The following is a 23819-nucleotide window of genomic DNA, read 5'->3' as shown; positions in this document are numbered from 1 at the left end:
GCGTGTTTAATTCTGAAAACGAAGATACTATCTAAAACTTTAGATTTTCAAAAAATGAAGCTAAAAACAGGGAATATTAGATGGTACAAAAATTATTCTTAATCGCATAAACAGCAAGCCCTACCCTGCTTTTAATATCTAATTTCACAAAAAGACTTTCGCGATATCCATCGATAGTTTTAGGACTAAGACGCATTTCGGCTGCGATTTCTTTGTAAGTCATTTCTGTACATACGTATTGCAGAAACTCGATTTCTCTTTCTGAAAATTGTTCTTTAGAACGTTCTTTTCTTTCCAGTTCTTCCATAACTTCTTTATCTACATAATAACCGGTATCAACGACACTATCCAAAGCCTGCTTAAACTTATCTGGATCGATATCTTTCACCAGGTATCCTCTACAACCAAGACCGAGCATTTTAAGCAAAATTTCTTCATCATCTTCCATTGTTAAAGCCATTGCTTTTTGCTTCGGAAATTCTTGCTTAAGCCATTGCATCGTTTGCAGCCCATCCATAACCGGCATTCGGATATCCAATAAAATAAGATCTGGACGTAAATCCATTTTTCTCAAATTCTCCTGAAGTTCTTTCCCGTTCTTGTAAACTGCTTTTACCCGATAATCATCGAACGAATCGACCAATCCTTTTAAAGATTGGCCAAAAAGAACATGATCATCGACAATAACTATCGATTTACTCATTTGATTGACTTGGTTGTTTTGGAAAGTGCAAAGATATAGAAGTTCCTTTGTTAGGAAAAGAATTTAACGTGAATCGGCTATTTATTAATGCCGCTCTGCTCTCCATGTTGTATAATCCACTATTTCGTTCTATATTTTGTAGGTCGAATCCTACTCCGTCGTCTTTAGCTTCTATAAATAATTCATTTTCAGAATAATGAAAAGAGACCATTAAGTGATCTGCACCAGAATGTTTTATCACATTTGAGAAAAATTCCTGTAGAATTCGAAAAATAACCAGACTATTCTTTTGGCCTATGAGGAAAGGCTCACCTTTAGTGCTAAAATTTGTTTGAATAACGTTAAGTCTGGAAAAGCGATCCAGTTCATACGCTACCGATTTTTCCAAGCCTGCATTTCCAATAACGTCACTGTTTAAAGATTTTGAAAGTGCTCTTACTTCCTGTAGCGAATCTGCTACTACATCTTTAATATCTTTAATAGTTTCTAAAGGAATTTCTTTTGCTACACTTGCCATATTTAGTTGCATCTTAGCAACAGATAACAATTGCCCTATATTATCATGCAACTCCCAACCAATATTCTTTAAAGTTTGCTCCTGGATCTCGATCTTTGTATTCGAAATTTCTTTTTCGTAATACTGCTCTGCCTCTATCTTTTCTCGAAGCAACTTATTCTTTCTACGTTGATAAGTAACAAAGAAAGCAATAATAAAGCCCCCCAAAACAAAGCAAACAAAGATCACATATATAATTAATAATAACTGTTCTTTAGGTAGCATCTTTAGAGTATTTTAAATTCAAATCTTTATGCTTCATTGCAACTAAATACCCAATAATGCATAAACTGTATAAAACAACATTACAGGATTTTACGATAAAGATGCGTAGCATAGAAAAATCATAACTGTCCCAGGTAAAGTATTTAGTGTAGATAAAAAGTGGCGTAGTTAAAAGATAGAACACAAAGATTCCAATAGTAAAATAGAAGCCAAAAAATTTATAAAATGAGATGATCTGGTCTGAACTTATTAAACCTAAAAAACATAGTACGCAAAATAAAATAATCATTAAACCCTTAACAAAAGCTACATCTGCATTTGAAACGATCCAGAAATCATCAGATATAAAAAACAAGATCAAACTAACGACCGCTACAAAAATTCCCAAATACTTAACTATTTTTCTTAAACTCTCACCTGGAATTAATCGATTAAAAAACCAGGTGTAGAACACGATACTTACAATATGAACCAAATTATAGATCCAACCATCTCTTTCAAAAATCGTGTTTCTAACATCTAACATCTTATATTCATTTAAATATAGAATAGCGGCATATTTTGCAAAAGAATCTGCAAACCACGTCCACCAAAAGAAGATCATAAGACATTTAAAAAGTACATTGCCTCTAGCCTGGTAAAAATAAAAATACGTTCCGATAATTGCCACTGCAAACTCATAGAAAAAGTATAAACCTGCATTTTCAAAAAACCACTGTACTAAATTCATTTAGTCCCGTATTTATCTGGAGGCCAAGGAACTTCTCCCAAATTATAAGGATCTATTTCATAATTGGGTAAATCTTTAACCACTTCGTCGATTTGCACAGGTTTTGTTGGTGCTAAAAAAAAAGTGCTTACAGGAGGTCTATTTTCCATTTTCTCGTACACCTCTAAAAAAATTGAAATTTTAGGTTCTAAAATATGTTCTTCTAGAGACTTATGTTCAACATAATCTAAATAATCCCTAATTTGTTTTATAGAATTAATAGTGTGATGTGTATCTGGATACCCTAATGCTTTTTGCAAAGCCTCGCCTCTAGTCGCTTCCCAGCTGGCTTCCATTGCTTTAGCTTTAGCCGCAGAAATACAATTTTCTGGCTTATCCATTGATTACGAAATATTTAATGATGAATTAATTTTAAGATAAAATTAAATATAATTTTTAGGCTATTCAAGAAATTTTTAGCAAAAAAGGGTGTTTTTCCCCTTTGCAATAACAATCTTTTAATCTATTTTTGTAATATCATTTTAGTTAGCTAAGGTGTTTTGGGGCAAAAAAGTGTCGATAGAATGTGAAGTAATTCTGAGTAGGGTCTTTATTACTTCGTTAAACGTCTAGTCGGCACTTTTTTATTTATAACGGTTTCGTTAAATAAAATCTCACTTCTTCATTAGTTAACTTTTGCGCCATTGTTCTCAATCCTTTATCTGTCAATTGTAAAACCCTTGGATATCCACCCGTAGTTTGGCAGTCTCGCATTAAAATAATTAATTTTCCTGAAGGTGTTAATTGCACCGTACCGGGAACTACCGGCCCGGTGATTATGGGTTCAAGCTCGTTTGGTAATTCTTCTTGCAGCTGTATCGCCATCCTGTTGTTGTTTTGATCGATACTAAAATCCAAAGTCTCTAACTTTGATTTATGTTCTTCTGAAAGAAATTCGAATTCTGGCCCTTTATAAACTTCAACTACCGTAGATCGCAAATAATCATCATTGAACTTTAGGGCTGCAAAAGTTTCGATTTTATTCGCTGCATCTTCAGTAAAAGGTATTTCCATTCCCTTTTCTAATTTCTGATGCTCGGTAATTCCGTCATACCAACTTTTACTCCCTAAAACCTCTTCCGTAGAAAATCCTCCAGAAATTGCCAGGTAGGTCCTACAACCCAAAATTTTTCTGCCAAAACTTAAAATATCACCTTCAGAAATTTCGATGATCTCATTATTTTCAATTTCTTCAGTGTTCAATTTAGGCGACAGATTTGCTCCAGAAATCACGATTTTTGTTGCTGCCGTAAATTCTAATTTTGGTCCCATCATGGTAATTTCCAAAACAGCATCGTTTGCATCATTTCGCAACATTAGGTTAGCAGTTCTTGCCGCATAACGATCCATCACTCCACTAGCTGGAACGCCATATTTCATATTGCCAAATCTTCCATAATCCTGAATACTACTAAAAAGTCCCGATTGTAAAACTTTCATTTTACCCATTTCGCTCCTGTTTTTTAAGTTGAAAATTCCCGTTTTTTACCTGCTCTTTTATTTGCTCATATTCTTCCTTCTCTACACTCTTAAATTTGATGTAATCTCCTGCTGAAATTTGCGTTGGAATTTCACTGTTTTTATCAAAAAAATCTACCGGACAATTGCCGATAATTTGCCAGCCACCGGGACTCACTTTTGGATAAATTCCGGTTTGATTTTCACCAATTCCAACAGCGCCTTTTTCGATCTTCATTCGGGGTTGCGATTTTCTAGAAATCTGAAGCTTTTTATCCAGACCTCCCAAGTATAAAAATCCGGGTAAAAAACCCATAAAATAAACTCGGTATTCTGGCTGTGTATGCAGTGAAATTATTTCTGAAACCTCTAAGTCTTTCTCTTTCGAAATAAGTTCAAGATCAATCCCAAAATCAAGATCGTAACACACCGGGATTTCAAAAACACGACTATCAATATTTTTTGTATTATTGTTCTGCTGAAAGACTTCTTTCACAGCTTTCAAATCACTATAAACATCTTCTATAGTAACAAAGTAATTAATTAATATCGAGTTATATGTATTAATTACTTCAACTTTTTGTTTAACATAAAGTTGCTGAATCAAGTTTTTGTAAAACAATACTTCATCTAGTACTTTCTCGCTTATTATTTTCTCAAACTGAATTAAAATTGCATTATCTCCTAACTGAGAAATATGTGGTAATTCCTTACTCATGTGTTTTTGATCTTTATATTTTCTTCGGAAAATTTTTGATGTAAAAATCGTAGAATTTCAACTGAATTTTTAGTGTCACTATGCAGGCAAAAAGTACTTGCTTCACAAGGCAAATTCTGGCCATTTTCGGCTATGATTTTTTGCTGCTGAAACATACTAAAAACATGCTTAAAAACAGCTTCTTTTTCTTCGATTACAGCATTAGATTTCGATCTACTTACTAAGGAATAATCAGCTTCATAATTTCGATCTGCAAAGCCTTCAAAAATGATATTTATTTTGCCTTTTGCAACTTTAGAAATTACCGAATTTAAGGGTGCAAAAAGGCTAAAATCACCTCCAATTTCGAGGAGACTTTCAACGATAATTTGGGCAATTCTTTCATCTTTTGCGGCATCATTATAAAGGGCTCCGTGAGGTTTTACATGATGCAGTTTTGTTCCTTTTTCTTCAGCAATATTTTGTAATGATATTATCTGATCCTGGATACTTTTTTTTAGTGCTTCCGTAGAAATATCTACCGAGCTTCTACCAAAGTTTTCTTTATCAGGATACGAAGGATGCGCACCAATATTTGTATTATTTGCTATGGCAAGATCTATCGTTTTTCCCATCGTTTTAAGATCGCCGGCATGGCCACCGCAGGCAATATTACAACTGGAAATTAACGGCATTAATAAGTGATCGTAATTACCACCTTCACCAAGATCGCAATTAATATCTATCTCTTTCATTGTCTAATTTTGCTAGGATTTTAATATAAAGTTTTTTCCGTAGAAAAGTGCAAAAGAAATGATAAGCCTTTAAAAATGCTGAAATTCGATGTTTTAGGTAAGAATTTATAAAACCGTGTAGATTGATTTTGCTCCCAGAAAAACAGCTATTGCAATCACTATAAAACCAAAGATATTTTGCGTAAGTGTATTTTTGTAATTACCTAATACTGAAGTTTTATTTACTACCCAAAAAAGAAAAATTGCAATGACCGGAAGTAAAATTCCGTTTGCGATTTGTGCAAACTGGATTAATTGGATTGGCTGAATTTTTAAAGACGAGCAAAAAACGCCCAAAATCACCACAAAAGCCCAAACTGCTTTAAACTTACCCGACTTTAAGTTGGTTTGCCAGCCTAAACAACCTTTTACAACGTAAGCAGCTGCAAGTGGCGCTGTGATCGACGAGGTAATCCCTGCGGCTAAAAGTCCAATAGCCATAAACCATGATGCAAAATCTCCAAAAACAGGTTTTAAACCTTCAGCCAGGTCTACTGCATTATTTACACCGTCTAATCCAGAGGCTGCGCCACAGACCAAAATCGCCATAGAAACGATTCCGCCTAAAACAATCGCTATAATTAATTCGATTTTAGCCGTTTTTAGATACTTTTTTTCTTTCCACTTCTCACTAACCAGCGAAGCGTGTAAGAACAAATTATAAGGCACTACAGTAGTTCCTATTAAAGCGATTACTCCAAGAATTCCGGTAGAAATGTTATTCGGTATAAATCCGTTTAAAATTTCAGTAATATCAGGTTTTACAACAAAGGCGGTGATAATAAACGCCAGACTCATTAGGATTACAAGGGCGATAAAAATCTTCTCTAAAACTTTATAATTCCCTATCCAAAGGATAGCGAATGCAGTTGCTCCTACAGCAAGACTCCAAAGATTTATATCAAAATTGAATAAACTGATCTGTTGTTCACCAAAAACGGCCTGTAATCCCAAAACTGCACCGGTAATATTACCCGCTTCGTAAGCCGCATTACCAATCACGATAGCCGAAAAAATTAAGGCGAGTGCCAAAAATCGCCAAACCGGTTTTTTTAGTTCTGCTCTTATGTTATCACTTAATCCTTTTTGGGAAACAACGCCTAATCTGGCCGCCATCTCCTGTAAAACGATACATGAAAAAATAGATAGTAATAATGCCCAAAGTAAAGAATAGCCAAAATTAACACCAGCCAATGTACAGGCGGTTACGGTTCCCGGGCCAATAAAAGCTGCAGAAACCAAAACTCCGGGTCCTAGTTCTTTGAGGTAATTCTTCAAATTATGTTTAAAAATGACTATTTTTTATCCTGACTTAACGCATAGATCGCAAAAGTACCCAGCCAGTGACCACCTTCGTAAGAATCGCCAACCACATTTGGAAAAGAATAGCTCAAATGACTATCAGCCAAAACACTTAAATGCGCAAACTTCTCTGGATATTGATTTGCTAAACCGTAGAAAACCCAGGCCCGGCTGAAATTAAGTCCGTCTAAATGAACCAATTTACCATCACTTCTATCTGAAACTTCTCCCACTTCTATCGAGAAATCTTCGTTCGTAAGTTGTGGCATAAAGTCTTCTATCCAAAGAAAAAATGCATTTTTAGGCATAATTCTTCGCATGATATCAACCTCTTCTAAACATGGTGACAGAAAATCATAACCACCCGGCTCCCATCCAATAGGGCAATTATCATCTTTTAAATAGAAATCTTTCGCACGTTTAGAGATCAATTCTTGTAATTCTACATTTTCGATAGTTACCGCAAAATCGTAAGCGAAGCCTAATCCAAAAGCAGTATTTGTATGCTCTCCTACACGAATTGGATAGTTAAGTTTTGGTAAGAAATCAAGATATCTGGATATTATTAAATCGGTTAAGGGTTGAAGGTTTTCATCTAATTTTGTCGCTAGTGGATCTTCCCAGGTTTTTAATTCTTCAGCGAGTTTTAAAAGCCAGGCCCAGCCATAAGTCCGCTCATAAGAATTTTCTTCAGGACGGTTAAAATAAGCTACTTCACCTTTAATATTTTCAGCAGATAAAGATTGTTCTAATTTTTGACGAATTTCGTCTGCTTTTTCAAGATTCGGAAAACGCTTTAAAAGTGCCACTAAAGACCAATGTCCATGAACCGAGCTATGCCAATCAAAACACCCATAAAAAGCTGGATGTAACTGCGAAGGCTCTCCCATTGCTTCAGCATTAGATAAAGTTTGACTCAGTTTATTAGGATATTCTGTGCTAATACACTCTAATGGAAGCTCTGCTAAATTATTGGCTTCTTCCAACGTAAAATTAATAGAGGTTTCAGGTTTTAAACCTTCAGTTATAGAATCGATGTCGATTATGCTATCTGTCGATTCTTCTTTACTACGATTTGGATCTGTATCGGTATCATTTTTACAGGCCGCTAAGGCTAGCGCAGCAAAAACAACTATTAATTTTTTCATGGATTAGAAATGCTTGAAAATTCAGGAACAATTTATCAAAAAATAATTACAAAAATTTAAAGGTCTTCCCAAAAAGAAAAAACAATCATCCCAACCAGCCATCTCGATCTAAACTTCGATACTGAATAGCTTCACTGATGTGAGTTGGTTTAATTTCGTCAGAAGCTTCCAGATCTGCTATGGTTCTGGAAACTTTTAAAATTCGGTCATAAGCTCTAGCTGAAAGATTTAGACGTTCCATTGCTGTTTTTAAAAGGTTTTTAGAAGTAGTATCTAATTTACAGAATTTCGTAATCTGCTTGGTTCCCATCTGTGCATTATAATGAATATGTTCAAATTCCTGAAATCTCTCCGTTTGTATTTCTCGGGCCTTAGTGACCCGTTTTCTGATATCGATACTATTTTCTCCCTTTCTATCTTCACTAAGTTTATCGAATGGAACCGGAGTTACTTCTATATGAATATCAATGCGGTCTAAGAGTGGGCCGCTAATTTTGCTTAAATAACGTTGCATTTCTGCAGGTGAGGAAGTAACGGGAGCATCGGGATCATTAAAATAACCGCCGGGACTTGGATTCATACTCGCCACCAACATAAAGCTGGAAGGATAAGTTACCGTGAATCGCGCTCGGGAAATGGTCACTTCTCGATCTTCTAAAGGCTGTCGCATTACTTCTAGAACACTACGCTTAAATTCGGGCAATTCATCTAAAAACAATACACCATTATGCGAAAGAGAAATCTCTCCCGGTTGTGGATATGCCCCACCACCGACAAGTGCGACGTCGGAAATCGTATGATGCGGACTACGAAACGGGCGCTGCGCCATGAGTCCGTGATCTTTTACTTTTCCAACTACGCTATGAATTTTTGTAGTTTCCAGAGCTTCATGCAAGGTCATGGGAGGCAAAATACTGGGTAATCTTTTAGCGAGCATCGTTTTACCGGCACCGGGAGGACCAATAAGAATAATGTTATGCCCACCGGCAGCAGCAATTTCCATGCAGCGTTTTATAGACTCCTGCCCTTTAACATCTGCAAAATCGTGCTCTGGATGATCTAAGTGATTATAAAATTCTTCCCTGGTATTTACAATGGTTTCAGGAAGTTCAATATCCTTATCAAAATGCTCGCAAACATCTTTGATATTCTTTACGCCAAAGACTTTTACATCTGAAACTATAGCCGCTTCCTTAGCATTTTGCTCGGGTAAGATAAAATACTTAAATCCTTCCTGCCTTGCTTTAATGGAAATAGGAAGTGCTCCCTTGATGGGTTGTAAACTTCCATCAAGGGATAATTCTCCCATTATGATATAATCTGAAATATTTTCTGCTTTGATCTGGCCAGAAGCGGCCAAAATACCGATCGCGAAAGTAAGGTCGTAAGCCGACCCTTCTTTACGTAGATCGGCTGGAGCCATATTTACAATAATCTTTTTTCCCGGAAATTTGTATCCGTTATTTTGAAGTGCTGCGGCAATTCTAAAACTACTTTCCTTAACCGCGTTGTCTGGCAGACCTACTAAATGATAACCAATTCCTTTGTCGATATTTACCTCGACCGCGATGGTCGTAGCTTCTACTCCAAAGACAGCGCTACCATAAACTTTTACCAGCATTTAAAGACGTTTTCTCTAAATGTAGTAAATAAAATATTTTAATTAACTGTATTTTAAACAGTTAACACATTTTTACGATAGTGATCTACTAAAGCATCAATAGGACGTCTAACAATATTTCCTACTTCTATACCGTAAGGCTGTAGGACTGCTTTAATAATATCTTCACTAAAGTAAGCAATCGTTCCGATAAAGTGAACCGGAGTGGTACGACATTCTGGATAACAAAGTACACGAGAATGTACAAAATCTGTTAATCCTTCGTGAACCAACTTATAGAAATATCCATTACGCTCGTTAGCAAAAATGAATTCTGCAAAAGAAGCTAAATATGTATTTGGATTGTCTTTTTGGTAGATATTCTTTTTTATTTCGTCACTGCTAACATCAAATTTCTCTTCAAATTTAACAGCAAGTTCCGGAGGCATTCTTTTATAGTAGTAATCACGAATCAATCTCTTTCCGAAGTAATTTCCACTAGCTTCATCCATCAAAATGTATCCTAAAGAAGCTACCGCCTGGTGAATATTTTCTCCATCAAAATAGCATGAATTAGATCCAGTACCAAGAATACATACGATTCCGGGCTCTGTAGTGGCAGCATAAACAGCAGCAACCATATCTTCTTTAACCATTACATCATCTGCATTGGTGAAAAAGTTAGCGATAATCCCGGCCAGCAAATTGCTAGGTTTATCTGTACCACAACCTGCTCCAAAAAAATGAACTCTTTCTACCTTATCCTTTACTTCTCTAAGATCTGGATTTTCTTCTATACGTTGTTCCAATACTATTTCTGGAAATACAGCCGGGTTTAATCCTTTAGTTCTTGTCTTAAAAATCTTTTCACCGGTGGAATCCATTAATATCCAGTCGCACTTTGTAGAGCCACCATCTGCTATTAGTATCATTTGCTATTTAGTATTGATTAGAGATAAAAAAGCCTGAAAAACCATGCAAATTCAAAAAATCTGAATTACCGCACAATCTTTCAGGCTTATATGAATTTATTATAAAGAAGCTACGTGTGCAGCTAAATCTACAAGTTTAGATGAATAACCATATTCGTTATCATACCATGCGATTAATTTGAAGAAGTTATCGTTAAGAGCGATACCAGCTTCAGCATCAAAGTTACAAGTATGAGCATCAGAAACGTAATCCTGACTAACAACAGCATCATCTGTATAAGAAATTACTCCTTTGTAATCTCCACCAGCAGCTTTCTTGAAAGCAGCTTTGATATCGTCGTAAGAAGCAGCTTTTTCTGTTTTTACAGTAAGATCCACAACAGAAACATCAGTGGTAGGAACTCTAAATGCCATACCAGTTAGTTTTCCTTTAAGTGAAGGAATTACTTTAGTTACAGCTACAGCAGCTCCTGTAGAACTTGGGATAATGTTAGCGATCGCACTTCTTCCTAATCTAAAGTTTTTCTTAGATGGAGAATCTACTGTAAACTGAGTAGATGTAGAAGCGTGAACTGTAGTCATTAAACCTTCAACAAGACCAAACTCATCATCGATCACTTTTGCAAGTGGAGCAAGACAGTTAGTAGTACAAGAAGCGTTAGAAACGATATCCTGATCTGCAGTTACTTCGTGGTGGTTAACACCCATTACGAACATTGGAGCAGTTTTAGAAGGTGCAGAAATTACAACTTTTCTAGCGCCAGCTTCAAGGTGAGCTTTAGCGTTATCTAAATCTGTAAAGATTCCTGTACAATCTAATACAACTTCAGCTTCAATATCTTTCCACTTAAGATCTGCAGGATTTTTTTCAGCAGTTACTCTAATTGTTTTCCCGTCCACAACAAGGTTTCCGTCTTTAACTTCAACAGAACCATCAAATTTACCGTGTACAGAATCATATTTTAGAAGGTAAGCTAGATGATCTACATCAAGTAAATCGTTGATAGCAACAACTTCTACTTTTTCACTTTGTGCAGCTATTCTAAAGGCTATACGCCCAATTCGGCCAAAACCGTTAATTCCAATTTTTGTACTCATTTTTCTATTTTTAAAATTTAAACTGAAGTGATGTCTGCCACCCTTCTTAATTCTTTATCATATTTTGCCTCACCATTTATGGCTACGGTTAGCGGAACGCGAACTACGTGTTGATGATTTAAACCAATCATTACTTTAGAATCACCGTCTAATAAAGCTTCTACAGCTCCTACTCCTAATTTACTTGCAAGAACGCGATCGAAACAACTTGGTCGCCCTCCTCTTTGAATATGTCCAAGAACTGATACTCGTATGTCGTAATCTTCTAAATGCTCTTCTACATACTCTGCAAGCTGAAATATATTTTTTCCGCTTTTTTCTCCTTCGGCTACTACTATGATGCTGGAAAGTTTGCCAGACATTTTACTCTTACGTAAGGATTCTAACATTCGCTCTACACCTTCATCCTCTTCGGGTATTAGAATTTCTTCGGCTCCTGCTCCTATTCCGCTATTAAGAGCAATGTCTCCCGCATCTCTTCCCATAACTTCGATAAAGAACAATCGATTATGAGAACTGGCAGTATCTCTAATTTTATCAATGGCATCTACAACTGTATTAAGTGCAGTATCGTATCCTAAAGTAAAATCTGTACCGCTAATATCGTTGTCGATCGTAGCAGGAATTCCAACTATTGGAAGATCAAATTCCTTACTAAAATAAACGCCACCCGTAAAAGTACCATCTCCACCTATAACAACCAAAGCGTCGATGTTATTTTTTGTTAATTGTTCGTAAGCTCTTTTACGACCTTCTACGGTTTTAAACTCCATAGAACGAGCAGACTTAAGGAAAGTACCTCCTTTATTAATAATGTTACGTACAGATCTGGCATTTAGTTCTTCGAAGTCGCCTTCCATTAAACCTTGATAGCCTCTATAAACCCCTACACAGTCAACATTATAAAAAGAACAAGCCCTAACCACCGCGCGAATTGCGGCGTTCATTCCTGGAGCATCTCCTCCAGACGTTAAGACACCAATTTTTTTTATTGTATTTGCCATCACCTCAAATCTATTTTAAATCTTAAATATAACCTAATTTGTGTTTAAACTAAATCGATTTCGGTTGATAACTAATAAAAACAGCCCCAAATAGGGGCTGTTTTTATCATTTTGTGAATTTTATTACTGAATTATTAAAATTTTATATTCCCATGGAGAAAATTGAAATTTTTGATTTTCTTCAATTACGAAAACTTTTTCGTTATTCATATAATCAATAAACTCCCCTTTAAGATCAACGGTAAAGCTTTTTTCCTGATCTGTTAAGTTTCCTATAAAGATCACTTTATCATCGCCTTGCGCTCTTTTAAAGCTAAATATAGCATTTTCTTTAGAATTTTCAATTTCAATATAATTCGCTGAAGTTTTCGATCCATCTAGCGCTATACTACTATTCTTTAATGAGCCAAGTTTCGATAAAATTGGCCAGAATTTATTTTTTTGATGCGGAATGGTGTCTTTCTCAAAAAATCGCAAACGCTTTTGCATATCGTATTCCTGCCCGCTATAAATTAACGGCATTCCCGGCATTGTAAAGGTAAGTGCCGTCATTACTTCTGCCGCATCTCCCATTCGTTCATTTACAGATCCACTCCAGCTATTCTCGTCGTGATTGGTCACAAAATTCATCAGGTAATCATCTTTCTGATATGTAGTATCGATCTTCTTTAAATAATCACTTAAATCTTTAGCGTTTTTCTCGCCCTTCGCAATAGCATTTAAAATATGATGACCTTCCCAGTTATAACCCATATCAAAAGCTTCCTCGAAAAGATCTTTATCTTCAGATTCTGCCAGCATAAAGATTGGTTTCACCTGTTTGATTTCCTTTACTGCAGATTCCCAGAACTCGGTTGGCACCTCACCAGCTACATCACATCTAAATCCGTCGATATTTTGCTCTTCAACCCAATAACGCATTTCCTTGCGCATTTCTGTCCATAACTCTTTGTTATCATAATTAAGATCGGCTACATCTGTCCATCCCCAACTTTCGCCGGTATCTGGATTTATAGGATCTATAATTTCACCCGCTTCATTTTTCGTGTAGAACTCTGGATGTTCATCGATCCAAACATGATCCCAACCGGTATGATTCGCTACCCAATCTAAAATCACGTAAATATCATTATCATGTGCTGTTTTCACTAATTCCTGAAAATCTTCTAGCGTTCCAAATTCAGGATTAATCCCTGTATAATCTGAAATTGCATAATAACTCCCTAAAATCTTTTCGCGTTCCTTAGCATCTTCTATTTCTTCTGCAAAACGGCCATCGGCAGCTTTTCTTTTTACTGAAGATATTGGATATACCGGCATTAGCCAGATAACTTTCACGCCCAGCTCTTTTAACTGCGGAATATCTTCCGTAAACTCATTAAAAGTACCCTCTGGAGAATATTGGCGAATATTAGCTTCGTAAATTACAGATTGTCCTAAAATACTATCATTAATTGGAGCTAATATTTGAGCTTTTTCGTCCTCTTTTTTTATTGAATCTTCTGAAGCTTCATTTTTACAGGCAGCAAGCATCGAAACTGCAAGCGCCGCTATTATAAATCTTTTCATTTTTATTGAAGTTGAATTAACATGGCATCCTGAGCCTTAATACTTAAACTCTCATCTAACTGAATAGTTTCTCCGGAAATAATTTCCTTCCCAGATGTCGAACTTTGGACTCCTTCAGCATACTTTTTCAGATCCAATGTCTGGTCTTCAGCATTGTTATTGATCACCACCATTACATGGTTTTTATCATTGTATCTAAAATATACATACACATTATTTTCAGGTAAAAACTGAAGCATTTTCCCAAATTGCAGCACTTCATTTTCTTTTCTGAAATTCAACAATTTTGAGGTTAATTCGAAATATTGCGACTGGGTCTCCGTTCTTCCTTCCGCAGTAAAAGCAGACTGTTCATCGCCTTTCCAACCACCGGGAAAATCTTGTCTAATCGCACCATCACCTTTCCCTTTATCACCACGCATACCTATTTCGTCACCGTAATACAATTGTGGAGTACCACGAACGCTAGCGATCATCGTCATTGCCATTTTGTATTTCTGGAAGTCGCCATCATAAATCTCATTGAATCTACCAGTATCATGATTTCCCATAAAAACCATTAGATTATCGGTATCGGCATACAAAAAGTCGTTCACAAAATTCTCGTAAGCTTTTATCATTCCGCGATCCCAGCTGACATCTGGCTCATTGAACATCGACGTCATCGCATCATGCAAAGTGAAATCCATTACCGATGGTAAATTAGAATTGTAATCCTGAATCGCACCAATCGGACTATCTTTCTGCCAGTAACTTATCTGCGCCTGGTCGTGCATCCAAACTTCCCCAACGATATTGAAATATGGATATTCGTCCATGATCGCTTTTGTCCATTTTGCGATTCCATCTTTATCATTGTAAGAATACGTATCTACTCTAAAACCGTCCAAACCAGAATATTCGATCCACCAAATCGCATTCTGAATCAGATAATTTAGCACCAAAGGATTACTCTGGTTTAAATCTGGCATCGTCCCGGTAAACCAACCATCCACACAATATTTAAAATCACGCTGAGATGTATGAGGATCATACTGCGTAGTCATTCTATAATTAGAATTAGCGTAACCCGGGAATTGGTGAACCCAATCGTAAGTTGGCAGATCTTTGATCATCCAATGCTCGCTTCCCCAGTGATTCGTCACATAATCCATAATTAACTTCATATCTTTTTTATGAAGTTCATCAGCTAAACGCTTGTAATCTTCGTTGGTTCCGTAGCGAGGATCGATCTTATAAACATCGCTTTGCGCATAAGTATGATATGAATATCCGGCATCATCATCGGCCAGTAAAGGCGTACTCCAAAGTGCGGTAATTCCAAGATCGTCTAAATAATCCAGATTATCGATCACACCTTGCAAGTCTCCACCATGACGGCCACCTTGTTTAGAACGATCGGCTTTTTCTTGCATTTCTGCTGAAGAATCATTATCTGGATTTCCGTTAGCAAAACGATCTGGCATAATTAAATAGATCGCATCACTGGCATCAAATCCTTCTCTTAATGCTGAACCTTCTTCTCTTTGCTTTAGTTCGAAAGTTTTGGTAATATTTCTTTTACCTTTTTTACTGAAGGTAAATTGGTAATCTCCTGCAGCAAGATCTCCAGAATTGATGGTCACAAACACATAATTTGGATTCTCAGTTTTTCTAATATTATTGATAATTACCTCATCTTCTGAAGAAACTTTGTAAGTTCCGATATTCTCTCCGTAGAACATGATCTGAAGTTCTTCCAGATTCATATCACTCCACCAAAAAGGTGGTTCCATTTTATCGATCTGGGCTTGCGCTACTCCTGTAAAACATAACAGGAGTAACACAAGATTATATAATTTAGTTTTCATTTTTCAAATTTTTTGCGCTTAGCTTTCAGCGAATAGCTATCAGCCTTTAGTTTTGGGTTAAATAAGATTTCTCAATACTATTTTATTTACGCTTTCGCTTCAATAAAGTCAATTGAAGTGACAGCAAGTATTACTGTCATTCTGAACCTTTCCGTCCGGCAGGCGGGCTTGATTCAGAATCTCATCCAGATTATTCTAAATGAGATCCCGGATCAAGTCCGGGATGACTACTAGATATTTCTAACTTCTCACTTCTAAAATCTAACTTCTAGTTATTCCTTCTCAAAAATACTTATCGCATAACCACCACCGGGCGCTGAAGTCAGTTTTAAAGTCGACTTGCTCGTTACGGTTTTCTTGGTGATCTTATACGCCTGAGGATTAGCTTTGTAATGAGCGTCTTTTGCATCTGCATAAATTGTGGCCTCATACTTTTTCCCATCTTCTAAGAAATCAAGCTTAATTTTTGAAGTTCTTGGCGTTGTTCCATTTACATTTCCTACAAACCAGTTTTCAGTTCCCTTAGCTTTACGAGCAACAGTAATATATTCTCCCGGCTCTGCCTCTAAATAGTTACTTTCGTCCCAATCTAAAGCCACATCTTTGATAAACTGAAAAGCATCAGGAAAACGTTTGTAATTTTCAGGAAGATCGGCTGCCATTTGCAACGGACTGTACATTGTTACATAAAGTGCCAATTGATTTGCTAAGGTTGAATTTACATGCGAATTGTTATCTGGATTGATTTTACTGATATCCATTTCAAAAATTCCAGGAGTATAATCCATCGGTCCGCCAATTAAACGTGTAAACGGTAAAATGGTCACGTGATTTGGTTTTGATCCGCCAAATGCCTGAAACTCGGTTCCTCTGGCAGATTCGTTACCTATTAAATTTGGCCAAGTTCTACGCAATCCAGTTGGTCTAACCGCTTCGTGCGCATTTACCATAATATTATAGTCGGCTGCTTTTTTCACTGCATATAAGAAGTGATTGATCGCCCACTGCCCATAATGATGTTCGCCGCGCGGAATAATATCACCAACATATCCACTCTTTACCGCAGGATATCCATATTTATTCATAAATTGATAAGCGGTGTCTAAATGACGCTCGTAATTACGAATTGCTGAAGAAGTTTCGTGATGCATGATCATTTGCACTCCTTTAGCTTCTGCATATTCCTGGATTCCTTCTACATCAAAATCTGGATAAGGAGTTACAAAATCGAAAACATAATCTTTAGAATTTCCAATCCAATCTTCCCATCCAACGTTCCATCCTTCAACTAAAACACCATCAAAACCATTTTCAGCAGCAAAATCGATATATTCTTTTACATGCTCGGTCGTAGCGCCATGCTTTCCATTTGGCTCAGCATTTTCAAAATCGGTTTCTCCTAATTTTACAGATGGATATTCATCGGTATAATTCCAGGTACTTTTCCCGGTGATCATTTCCCACCAAACACCAACATATTTCATTGGTTTTATCCACGAAGTATCTTCGATCTTATTAGGCTCGTTAAGATTTAGCGTGATGTTAGATGCTAAAATATCTGTAGCACCATCACTTACCATGATCGTTCTCCACGGTGAAATCGCAGGCGCCTGAAGATATCCTTTATTTCCTAACGCATCTGGCGTTAACCATGATTCAAAAACAAGACTGTTTTCATCTAAATTCAGGTTCATTAACGAATATTCTTTTAAAGCTGCTTCGTGAAGATTGATGTAAATTCCGTCTTCAGTTTTCATCATTAAAGAAGTTTGTACGGCCGACTTTGAGAATTGCGTCTGGGATGCATTCCCAACCCAGGCTTCGTCGAATTTGCTGCTAATTTCTGAAAGTTTAGATGTCGTGTAATCATATTCCTGAGAATCGTAATCTCCCGGCAACCAATACGCCGTATGGTCTCCCGTCATTGCAAATTGCGTATGCTCTTCTTTGATCACGAAATACACCAGGTTTTTTTGCTGCGGAAATTCATATCTAAAACCTAAACCATCATTGAACATACGAAAACGAATGATCATTCGTCTTTCTGCTGAAGTTTGCTCTAACGTGATCGCTAATTCGTTGTAATGGTTTCTAATTTCAGCTGTTTCTCCCCAAACCGGCGTCCAGGTTTCATCGAAATTCGATGTTTTTGAGTCAGAAATTTCGAATCCGCTTATCAACGAAGTTTCATCATCCTTAAGTTCTAAACCAAGCGTGCTGGTTTTTATCACTTCCTCTCCTTTGTAAAATAATTGATACGCCGGAGTTCCGTTTTCTTGTAAACTGAATTTCATTTCCAGGTCGCCATTAGGAGATTTTAACTCCTGTGCCTGCAATCCTAAAAAAGAAAAACAAATTGTAATTACTGTTATTATCTTTTTCATCTTCGAAAAATTTTAAAATGCCTTTAAAGGCCTGTTTAGCTATTTATAGTGTTTTGCACCTCAATCGCTTCTCCGTTCAATAACACGGTCATTGGCTCGTTTCCATCTACAGAAAATGTAGTCTCATTTTTACCAATATTGATCTTTAGGATCTGGTTTCTAAAATTCACTTTAAAACTGAAACTGTTCCATTGCTCCGGCAATTGTGGAGTAAAAGACAATTTTTCGTCTACCACACGCATTCCGCCAAAACCTTCTACAATGCTCATCCAGGTTCCCGCCATACTGGTAATGTGACAACCTTCTTTTACCTCGTGATTATAATCGTCTAGATCTAATCGAGAAGTTCTTAAGTAAAAAGTATAAGCCTGCTCCATTCTACCTAATTTCGCTGCCTGAATGCTGTGTACGCAAGGCGACAACGAAGATTCGTGAACAGTAATTGGCTCGTAGAAATCGAAGTGTTTTTCTAAATTTTCTTCGGAAAAATGATCTTCAAAGAAATAGAATCCCTGAAGCACATCGGCCTGTTTGATGTAACAACTTCTTAGAATGCGATCCCAACTCCAATTTTGGTTAATTGGGCGCTGCTTTTTTGTAAGCGTACTCACCGGCTCGATCTCTTTATCTAAGAAACCATCCTGTTGGAGATAAACACCAAATTCTTCAGAATATGGGAAATACATATTTTCAGCTACGTCTTTCCATTTAGCAATTTCTTCAGCATCTAAACTGGTTTTAGCCATAATTCGAGAATGATCTTCAGCAAATTCTGCTTTAATTTTCTCGATATTTTCGATACAATATTCGATACACCATTTTGCCAAATAGTTAGTGTACCAGTTGTTATTTACGTTGTTTTCGTATTCGTTTGGCCCGGTTACACCAAGGATCACATATTTATTCTTGTTTTTACTGAAGTTTGCTCGCTGTTGCCAGAATCTAGCAATCGCGATCATTACTTCTAAGCCCATTTCTGGCACATAACTGTAATCTCCGGTAAAACGAACGTAATTGTAGATCGCGAAAATCATCGCACCATTACGGTGAATTTCTTCAAAAGTGATCTCCCACTCGTTGTGACTTTCTTCGCCATTCATGGTTACCATTGGATAAAGCGCTGCTCCATTAGTGAATCCTAATTTTTGTGCATTTTCTTTCGCTTTTTCTAAATGGTTGTAACGATAGGTCAATAGATTTCTAGCTACCTGCTGATCTTTGGTCGCCATATAAAACGGAATACAATACGCCTCGGTATCCCAATAGGTACTACCGCCATATTTCTCACCTGTAAATCCTTTTGGACCAATATTTAATCGCTCGTCTTTCCCTAAATAAGTTTGATTTAGCTGAAAAATATTGAAACGAATTCCCTGTTGTGCTTTTACATCACCATCGATCGTGATATCTGCCATTTCCCAGATCTTCGCCCAGGCTTCTTTTTGCTCCTGAAGCAATGCTGCAAAACCAGATTTTGTAGCTTTTTGAAGTACATTTTTTGCGGCTTCAATCAACGAATCCTGGCTGTGATTCATATCGGTTACATAACCTGCATATTTTTGAAGCGCAATTTTTTCTCCTTTATTTACTTTAACTGAATACGAAATACTTATCTGATCTTCGGCTTTTTCTACTTCACCTTCAACCTGAAGTTTTTCACCATTCAAAGTGATTTCAGATTGCATATAAGTGCCTACATGATATTCGGTTTTTAAGGTTTTAGAAACCACAAAAGCCTGCTCATTTTCAGCTTTAACGGCTAAAGTTTCCCAAAAACGCTCTTCCCAGTTAGCGTCGCGATTGGTGATCCCTCCATCCAGATACGGAGTAAATTTCACCACAGCATCTGCATTAAGCACCTCAACTTCGTAGTTTATAGCACCTAACTCATCATCGACAATAGAAAGAAAACGGGTTGCTGTAACTTTTACTTCAAGACCGTTTGGCATCACCGCAACAAAACTTCTTTGGTGATAGCCTTCTTTCATATTTAGTTCACGCACAAAATCTTTAACCTCTTTACAAGTATTAAGATCTAAAGCTTCTTCGTTTATAGAAACATTTATTCCTATCCAATTGGGCGCATTTAAAACTTTAGCGAAATATTCGGGGTAGCCGTTTTTCCACCAACCCACTTTTGTTTTATCGGGGTAAAAAACACCGGCGATATAATTCCCCTGAAAAGTATCGCCAGAATATTGCTCTTCAAAATTGGCACGTTGCCCCATAGCGCCGTTACCCATACTGAATAAACTTTCTGAAGATTCTACGCGCGCGGCGTCAAAACCCTCTTCTATAATGGACCATGCATCTGGTTTAATATAATCCTGATTCATTGCTGATATTATTTATTTTTGGAGTAGATTTTTTAAAAATTCGATCGAGATCTCTGTAAAATCATTGAAGATATAATCGGCTTCTTGAAGTGTTTTTTCTTCACCAATTCCAATGCTTGTCATTTCACCTTTGTTCGCTGCCTGTACTCCGGCAACCGAATCTTCAAAAACGATACATTTTTGCGGAGCCACATTTAGTTTTTCAGCAGCAATCAAGAAAACTTCGGGATCTGGTTTTGCCTTGCTAACATCTGTACCATCTACAATCGCAGAAAAACCATCTTTTAAATCGATTTTCTCTAAAATATGACGTGCATTTTTACTGGCAGATCCCAGTGCATACGGAATATTATTTTCTTCTAGATAATCCAGTACTTTTTGTACTCCCGGAAGCACCTCTCCTTTATCCATCTCATTTACATAAGACAGGTAATTCTCGTTCTTAAGCTGCATTTGGCGATTAAACTCCTCTTCTGAAAGTTCTTTGTTTCCCCAGTTCAGTATTTTTTTAAGCGAATCTACCCGGCTCACTCCTTTTAGTTCTTCATTCTGTTCTTTGGTAAAATCGAAACCCAGATCATTAGCCAGTTTCTTCCAGGCTAAAAAATGGAACTTTGCAGTATCTACGATTACACCATCAAGATCGAATATGATAGCTTTTTGACTCATTTTAGTAGTGTGTTTCTTGAATTCTTAGTTAGTAGCTTTAGATGAGACTTCTTCGTCTACGTCGTCTATTCTTAGTGTAAGTATCGCCGCAATAATAAAAGCCACACCACTCATCATTAGTGCATAAATAGGATCACCGCCATAAAGGTATTTTACCATTGGCCCGCCTATTAACGCATTGATTATTTGAGGCACAACAATAAAAAAGTTGAAAATCCCCATATAAACACCCATTTTTCGAGGTGGTATCGCTCCGGCTAAAATAGCATACGGCATCGCCAGGATACTTGCCCAGGCAACACCAATACCAACCATACTTAAGATCACCCAGTTTTCATCTGGCATTACATAAATTGAAAGCAAACCTGCTCCACCAATAAGTAATGAAATGATGTGCGTTTTTTTACGGCCTACTTTTTTAGCGATTACCGGTAAGAAAAACGCGAAGACAGCAGAAACGGCATTATAAACTCCAAATAAGATCCCAACCCAATCCCCAGCATCCTGGTAGGTTTCACTACTAGAATCTGAAAGTGGCAATCCATAGATATGATGTGCTATGGCCGGAGTAGCAAATACCCACATTCCGAACAATCCAAACCAGGAGAAAAACTGCACCCAGCTTAACTGGCGCATGGTATGCGGCATTTTTAGAAAATCTGTAAAAATATCAGTGATCTTAGATTTCTCTTCGTCTGGAACAACATCACCAGGTTTATCTTCCTGTGCATGAAAATGCTCTAATTCCTCAGGACTATATTCTTTAGTGGTAAATACTGTAATTAAGATACTTACTATTAAAACTACAGCTCCAATGATAAAAGATAGTAGAAGATTTAAAGGTATTTCACCTTCCGCAGCTCTATTCGAAAATCCAAACCAATTAGCTAAAACATAAGGTAACCAAGAGCCAACCACCGCTCCTATCCCAATTAATACCGTTTGAATACTAAAACCTAATGTTCGCTGATCGCTTGGAAGATTATCGGCTACTAAAGCTCTAAATGGCTCCATGGCTACATTAAAAGAAGCATCCATGATCATTAACATCCCCGCACCAACCCATAAAGACGGCATAATTGCAGTAAACAAGTCGGCATTTGGCATTAACACCAAACCAATGGCAGCTAAAATTCCACCTGTTAGAAAAAAGGGACGGCGTCTACCCAATTTGGTCCAGGTACGATCACTATAATAACCAATAATAGGTTGGACGATCAAACCTGTAACAGGAGCGACGATCCAAAACCATGAAAGATGCTCGACCTCTGCACCAAAAACCTGAAGGATACGGCTGGCATTTGCATTTTGTAATGCGAATCCCATTTGAATCCCGAGAAATCCGAATGTCATATTCCAGATCTCCCAGAAACTTAATTTGCGTTTCTGCATATCGTAATTTTAAATGGTTACGATAAGCACTAAGACTTATCAAAACTTAATTTAGGTAGGAAGTAAAAATATAAGTTCTGATAAATTAACTAATTTGGCGATAAAGATAGCTAATAATTTAAAAATTACGCCATTAAAATTATTATTTTGTAGATTCTCGCTCAATTAAACCAGTTTCCACAATGATCGTTTTGTAGCTTTCTTCCTCATTTGGAGACTTTTCTAATTTCTCTATAAGCAAGCGTGCAGCCTCCTCGCCCATTCGGCTTCCGTGCTGACTAATAGTTGTTAGACTAGGAATAAAACGTTTGGATAATTCTCCATCGGTAAAGCCTATAACCTGAACATCATCAGGAACTTTTTGTCCTTTATCTCGAACTGCTCTAACGGCAGCCGCAGCAAAATGTTCGTTAACCGCAAAGAGGGCATCAAAATCTCCAGACTCAGCAAAAGCTGAAATTTCCTGCTCTACCTGATCCATATTCTCGATTTTCAGGATATTTTTTTCATTTACCTCAAAACCATTTTCTACAAGCGCTTCAGTATAGCCCTGGGTTCTTAATTTCCCTACACTAATATAATCTACGGTAGAAATAATTCCAATATTACGTGCACCTTTATCGATTAAGCATTGAACCGCTTTTTTAGCGCCTTTTACATCGTCAATGATCACTTTATCTGAAGGAACTTCTTCTACAGAGCGATCAAAAAGCACCAAAGGCATTCCCTGATTAACCACTTCGATCAAATGATGATAATCACCTTTTTGCATGGTTTCTTTAGCAACTGAAAGTATGAATCCGTCGATACTACCATTGGCAAGCATCTCCATATTCAGCACTTCTTTATCGAAACTGTTATCTGAAAGACATACAATCACACTATAGCCCTTTTCATTGGCTACATGTTCTATCCCACTAATAACGGTCGTAAAAAAATGATGTACAATTTCTGGAATTACGACTCCTATAGTTTTTGTCTTTCTGTTTTTAAGGCTTAGCGCAATATTATTAGGCTTATAATTGTATAATTTGGCAAAAGCCTGCACTTTTTGTCTAGTATCTTCACCAATCTCTGGACTATCTCTCAACGATTTTGAAACCGTCGAAATCGATACATCTAATTCTTTCGCTATTTGCTTTAAAGTAAGTTTTGGCCTCATAAAATTCAGTCTACATTTTTTCGAGCTCTCTGTAGCCTCAAAAATACATTAAAATCATGTTTCTATTTGCGATTTAAGCAATTTAACCGCTTAAAAAAGAAAAGTTTTCAACACTACAACGTTGTAGTGAGGGTTTATTGAGATATCCTCAAAAAAAGAACTTAAAAATTA

The 23819-nt window shown here is 36.9% G+C and carries 20 protein-coding genes; all 20 read right to left on the bottom strand.

Going from position 1 to position 23819, the window contains the following annotated elements; translation table 11 throughout:
• Nucleotides 1-76: 76 nt before the first annotated feature.
• The 20 genes from BM201_RS09780 to BM201_RS09685 all read right to left on the bottom strand — a co-directional run bounded on the left by BM201_RS09780 (nt 77) and on the right by BM201_RS09685 (nt 23648).
• Nucleotides 77-703 (bottom strand): response regulator transcription factor, encoded by a 627-nt coding sequence (locus tag BM201_RS09780; protein WP_092542083.1) that lies wholly within the window; start codon nt 701-703, stop codon nt 77-79.
• Nucleotides 696-1484: a sensor histidine kinase gene (locus BM201_RS09775; RefSeq protein WP_092542081.1), complete on the bottom strand. Its 789-nt coding sequence runs from the start codon at nt 1482-1484 to the stop codon at nt 696-698. Before BM201_RS09775 ends, BM201_RS09780 begins: the two co-directional genes overlap by 8 nt.
• Nucleotides 1474-2214 (bottom strand): hypothetical protein, encoded by a 741-nt coding sequence (locus BM201_RS09770; RefSeq protein WP_092542079.1) that lies wholly within the window; start codon nt 2212-2214, stop codon nt 1474-1476. Before BM201_RS09770 ends, BM201_RS09775 begins: the two co-directional genes overlap by 11 nt.
• Entirely contained in the window at nt 2211-2594 is a 384-nt protein-coding gene (locus BM201_RS09765; protein ID WP_092542077.1) for a hypothetical protein, read from the bottom strand. Before BM201_RS09765 ends, BM201_RS09770 begins: the two co-directional genes overlap by 4 nt.
• Nucleotides 2595-2841: 247 nt before the next feature.
• On the bottom strand, nt 2842-3693 hold the full coding sequence (locus BM201_RS09760) for a 5-oxoprolinase subunit C family protein (protein WP_317039144.1): 852 nt from the start codon (nt 3691-3693) through the stop codon (nt 2842-2844).
• A gap of 1 nt (nt 3694) precedes the next feature.
• Complete coding sequence (pxpB, locus tag BM201_RS09755) at nt 3695-4429, bottom strand: 5-oxoprolinase subunit PxpB (RefSeq protein WP_092542073.1); 735 nt, start codon at nt 4427-4429, stop codon at nt 3695-3697.
• Nucleotides 4426-5163, bottom strand: a complete 738-nt coding sequence (gene pxpA / locus BM201_RS09750; protein ID WP_092542071.1) for a 5-oxoprolinase subunit PxpA — start codon at nt 5161-5163, stop codon at nt 4426-4428. The genes pxpB and pxpA overlap by 4 nt, the downstream gene beginning before the upstream one ends.
• 105 nt (nt 5164-5268) lie before the next feature.
• Nucleotides 5269-6480 carry an Nramp family divalent metal transporter gene (locus BM201_RS09745; RefSeq protein ID WP_092542069.1) on the bottom strand — a complete coding sequence of 404 codons (1212 nt, stop codon included), beginning with the start codon at nt 6478-6480 and terminating at the stop codon, nt 5269-5271.
• A 17-nt stretch (nt 6481-6497) separates the two neighbouring features.
• The gene (locus BM201_RS09740) at nt 6498-7652 is read right to left on the bottom strand and encodes a DUF2891 domain-containing protein (RefSeq protein ID WP_092542067.1); all 1155 of its coding nucleotides are present in this window, start codon (nt 7650-7652) and stop codon (nt 6498-6500) included.
• 85 nt (nt 7653-7737) lie between these two features.
• Nucleotides 7738-9273 carry a YifB family Mg chelatase-like AAA ATPase gene (locus tag BM201_RS09735; protein WP_092542065.1) on the bottom strand — a complete coding sequence of 512 codons (1536 nt, stop codon included), beginning with the start codon at nt 9271-9273 and terminating at the stop codon, nt 7738-7740.
• Nucleotides 9274-9326: 53 nt separating this feature from the next.
• Nucleotides 9327-10184, bottom strand: a complete 858-nt coding sequence (locus BM201_RS09730) for an N-acetylglucosamine kinase (RefSeq protein ID WP_092542063.1) — start codon at nt 10182-10184, stop codon at nt 9327-9329.
• Between the two features lie 99 nt (nt 10185-10283).
• Nucleotides 10284-11282 carry a type I glyceraldehyde-3-phosphate dehydrogenase gene (gene gap, locus BM201_RS09725; RefSeq protein ID WP_092542061.1) on the bottom strand — a complete coding sequence of 333 codons (999 nt, stop codon included), beginning with the start codon at nt 11280-11282 and terminating at the stop codon, nt 10284-10286.
• Between the two features lie 17 nt (nt 11283-11299).
• On the bottom strand, nt 11300-12286 hold the full coding sequence (gene pfkA / locus BM201_RS09720; RefSeq protein ID WP_092542059.1) for a 6-phosphofructokinase: 987 nt from the start codon (nt 12284-12286) through the stop codon (nt 11300-11302).
• A 123-nt stretch (nt 12287-12409) separates the two neighbouring features.
• Nucleotides 12410-13855, bottom strand: a complete 1446-nt coding sequence (locus BM201_RS09715) for an alpha-amylase family glycosyl hydrolase (RefSeq protein ID WP_092542057.1) — start codon at nt 13853-13855, stop codon at nt 12410-12412.
• Between the two features lie 2 nt (nt 13856-13857).
• Nucleotides 13858-15705: a glycoside hydrolase family 13 protein gene (locus BM201_RS09710; RefSeq protein ID WP_092542055.1), complete on the bottom strand. Its 1848-nt coding sequence runs from the start codon at nt 15703-15705 to the stop codon at nt 13858-13860.
• A 272-nt stretch (nt 15706-15977) separates the two neighbouring features.
• The gene (locus tag BM201_RS09705; RefSeq protein ID WP_092542053.1) at nt 15978-18089 is read right to left on the bottom strand and encodes a glycoside hydrolase family 97 protein; all 2112 of its coding nucleotides are present in this window, start codon (nt 18087-18089) and stop codon (nt 15978-15980) included.
• Nucleotides 18090-18124: 35 nt separating this feature from the next.
• Nucleotides 18125-20425, bottom strand: a complete 2301-nt coding sequence (locus BM201_RS09700; protein ID WP_092542051.1) for a glycoside hydrolase family 65 protein — start codon at nt 20423-20425, stop codon at nt 18125-18127.
• Nucleotides 20426-20437: 12 nt separating this feature from the next.
• Nucleotides 20438-21094, bottom strand: coding sequence for a beta-phosphoglucomutase (gene pgmB / locus BM201_RS09695; protein WP_092542049.1), 657 nt, complete (start codon nt 21092-21094; stop codon nt 20438-20440).
• 24 nt (nt 21095-21118) lie between these two features.
• Nucleotides 21119-22486: an MFS transporter gene (locus BM201_RS09690; protein ID WP_092542047.1), complete on the bottom strand. Its 1368-nt coding sequence runs from the start codon at nt 22484-22486 to the stop codon at nt 21119-21121.
• Nucleotides 22487-22628: 142 nt separating this feature from the next.
• On the bottom strand, nt 22629-23648 hold the full coding sequence (locus tag BM201_RS09685) for a LacI family DNA-binding transcriptional regulator (RefSeq protein ID WP_092542045.1): 1020 nt from the start codon (nt 23646-23648) through the stop codon (nt 22629-22631).
• Nucleotides 23649-23819 lie beyond the last annotated feature (171 nt).

It is taken from the genome of Zunongwangia mangrovi, assembly GCF_900112105.1.
Lineage (GTDB): Bacteria > Bacteroidota > Bacteroidia > Flavobacteriales > Flavobacteriaceae > Zunongwangia > Zunongwangia mangrovi.
This window is presented reverse-complemented; position numbering and strand designations above follow the sequence as displayed.